This is a genomic window from Herbaspirillum chlorophenolicum, from assembly GCF_001189955.1.
GTDB lineage: Bacteria > Pseudomonadota > Gammaproteobacteria > Burkholderiales > Burkholderiaceae_D > Herbaspirillum > Herbaspirillum chlorophenolicum.
This window is the reverse complement of record NZ_LFLT01000134.1, coordinates 1-1,672: the sequence shown is the minus strand read 5'-3', so window position 1 is coordinate 1,672 and position 1,672 is coordinate 1. Positions and strand designations below refer to the sequence as shown.

Below are 1,672 nucleotides of genomic sequence, written 5' to 3'. Positions count from 1 at the left end.
TCCTTCGGTGAAAGCCGATAAGCATGCTGGTACTGAAAAAACTAAGGCGGGCGACAACGACGTCGGCTGCTCTCTGTGCCACTTTTCGTGCATGAAATCGGTGCAGGTCTACAGCTCGAGCGTGATTGTTCCGCCGGCTGTCGAACAAAAATCGCATTTAGGCTACTCTCCGCATCCCACCTCCCATATCGCCGACGGGCCCGATAAGCCCAATTGGCAGCTCGCCGCATAACTCGGCGAGGACAATCCACACACAACTGTACTCGCCGAATTCCCCTTCTTAACACTGGAGAATTCGATGTATCGGCACAGCTTTTTGCTGGCGCTGGCGCTTCTTGCAGCCAGCACTAGCCACGCGCAATCAACGGCGCCTGGAAACACAGAACAAATTCAATCCTATACGGCTTCATCCCTGGTGAAAGAGCCGCGGTTGTTGTCGCTCCCAGCAGCTATTAACTTAGCGTTCGATCAGAACAAGGGTCTGGCTGCGGCGCGCAAGGAAATCGAGGCCGTAGAGGCGACCATCATTCAGGCCGGCGCGCGGCCGAACCCTGAGTTCTCGGCTCTGATGGAGGACACACGTAAGTCCACCAGGACTACGACCTATCTGATCAACCAGCCAATCGAATTGGGTGGTAAGCGCAGTGCCCGTATCGAAGCGGCCCAACGTGCGCGCGACATGGCCTTGCTCGGATACTCGGCCAAACGCACCGAGATTCGCGCAGGCGTCGTTGCCGCTTACTACGACGTGATGGTGGCCACGGAGCGCCAGCGTCTGGCGAAGGAGCTGCTTGGTCTGGCGAAGACCGCAGCAGATATGGCCGGACGTCGGGTGACGGCCGGGAAGATCTCACCTGTCGAGCAAACCAAGGCCAAGGTGGCCGAAGCCAGCGCGCAGCTCGAGCTCAATCAAGCTGACAGCGAGTTGATTCTGGCCCAGAAAAAACTGGCGATGTTCTGGGGATCTGTGGGCAATGAATTCCAACTCACGGACGGTGGGGTCGAGACGCTGCCGGAACTGCCGGCAATCGCCCAACTGACCGAAAAGGTCGCCATCGGTCCCGCGGTCAAGCTTGCGCAGCTTGAAGTTGAACGTCGCCGTGCGCTTGCCAAGATCGAGAGTAGCAAGCGTATCCCCGATGTGAATCTCACCTTCGGCAACAAGCGTGATGAGTCGGCCGCTAGAAATATGTGGGTGGTCGGTATCTCCATGCCCATTCCCGTCTTTGACAGCAACAAGGGTAACGAACTCGAAGCCCTGAAGCGTGTTGATAAGGCACGCGACGAATTGTCCATCGTTGAAGTGCAGATGCAGAGCGAGGCCGCACAGAGCTTCGAGCGCCTGCGCAATGCCAGGGAAGAGGCAGCCGCACTGCGCGGTGAAATTGTTCCCGGAGCACAAAGCGCCTATCAGGCAGCACGAACAGGTTTCGAACTGGGAAAGTTCGGATACCTGGACGTGCTTGACGCGCAACGCACCTTCTTCCAAGCCAAAGCGCAGTACTGGAAAGCGCTTTCCACGGCATTCCAAGCAGCCGCCGACCTGGATCGTCTGGCCGGCACTGAGACACCTTCAGCTGAGTGAGATTAAACATGACCAAGAAGCAAAAGCTCGCCATCGCGGCGATCATCGCCATCGCCGCACTGTTGTCCGGCGTAACCCTGATGCTGT

General features: G+C 57.7%; 1 protein-coding gene and 1 pseudogene. Both read left to right on the top strand.

Annotation, left to right across the window (positions count from 1 at the left end; translation table 11 throughout):
• Positions 1–232 (top strand): annotated as a pseudogene (locus AKL28_RS25220) (cobalt transporter); the annotation flags it as partial.
• Between the two features lie 66 nt (positions 233–298).
• On the top strand, positions 299–1,585 hold the full coding sequence (locus AKL28_RS23505) for a TolC family protein (protein WP_050470695.1): 1,287 nt from the start codon (positions 299–301) through the stop codon (positions 1,583–1,585).
• Positions 1,586–1,672: the final 87 nt, after the last annotated feature.